Here is a 1,116-nt window from a genome sequence, read left to right on the forward strand (position 1 = left end):
GCCTCCCACTACTTTGGCAGAAGTTTGCCGGGATGTCTGATGAGGGTACATCGTTGGTGAGGGCAATGCTTCGGCGGTGGTGGTGACAGGTGGTCAAGGATGGGCTGGTGCACTGCTGGCAAGGTGGGGTGAGGAGGCAGAGCGAAGTGTTTTTCCGCCCTGCCTGAGCGAGGCTTCGGGATTGCAGGACGGCGCAGGCCATCATTTACCTCACGCCATGGCGGTGAAGTCTGTTGCAGGATCGTCGTTCGAAGTGATCCAGTCCCGGTTCCTGCTTGCGTTGCTGATGCGCTTGTTCGCAGACCTGGCCAGCCCTGATCGCGCCGGCGAGGGACTTGATCGGGGTGTCGCCAGGCAGGTTCAAGAGACAGTATTTGCGTTCGCCATGCGAGCGACGCCCCCACCAGTCAGGGTTCCTTGCCTGGCATGTCCCGGGCCCCGGCAGAGCCTGTTTCAGCGAGGCGCACCATCGGCAATGCGCACGCGCATGGCAGCAAAGCAGGCTGTCAGCCGTCCCCTTGCTCCCTTGCGCCGACTGACCTGTGGCCACGTCGCGCCTTGGAGCATTGCGGGTGCGGCCAAGGATCTGACGTCCGGCACATGCCGCACCCCGCGCACGACCGTGTCGTGCGACCGGGAAGATCAGTTGCACATCGGCTGGATAAACCTTTTGGTGCCCGGCGATGCCAATCGCCCAGCAAAGGCTGCGCGCACTCAGTGCCTGTCAGAATCGAGCGGACAGCCTTTAATTGGCCTGTAACTGACCTGTAACCGGCAGCGGCCAGCACACAGCCGAACGCACACCGGCAGCGGTGACACCTCGCTCGCGATCGAGGGCCTGGTCCGGTACTCCTGCAAGGGCGCAGGCACGTCGGCCTTGCCCATGCGCGTGGCATTGCCCGTCCAGCTTTCCGGCAGGAGCAACCCGCAAGCTCAGCATGAGCGGAACTGCGCCCGCAGCCAGCTTCACCGACACCAGCGCCTGACAAGTGGCATTCTTGCCGGGCGCCGTAGCATATTGCAGCGCGACGCTAACCAAGGCCTTACCTTCCCTGGCAAGGCGGTGCCGTCGATGATCAGCCAGGCTTCATCGCCACCAACCCATTCATCCGCCCT

At 63.4% G+C, this 1,116-nt stretch carries 1 protein-coding gene; it reads right to left on the reverse strand.

The features are described from left to right. Nucleotides 1-745 precede the first annotated feature (745 nt). Nucleotides 746-1,039, reverse strand: a complete 294-nt coding sequence (locus RM533_RS13580; protein WP_311341761.1) for a hypothetical protein — start codon at nucleotides 1,037-1,039, stop codon at nucleotides 746-748. Between the last annotated feature and the right edge of the window lie 77 nt (nucleotides 1,040-1,116).

The organism is Croceicoccus esteveae, from assembly GCF_031846435.1.
GTDB classification, from domain to species: domain Bacteria; phylum Pseudomonadota; class Alphaproteobacteria; order Sphingomonadales; family Sphingomonadaceae; genus Croceicoccus; species Croceicoccus esteveae.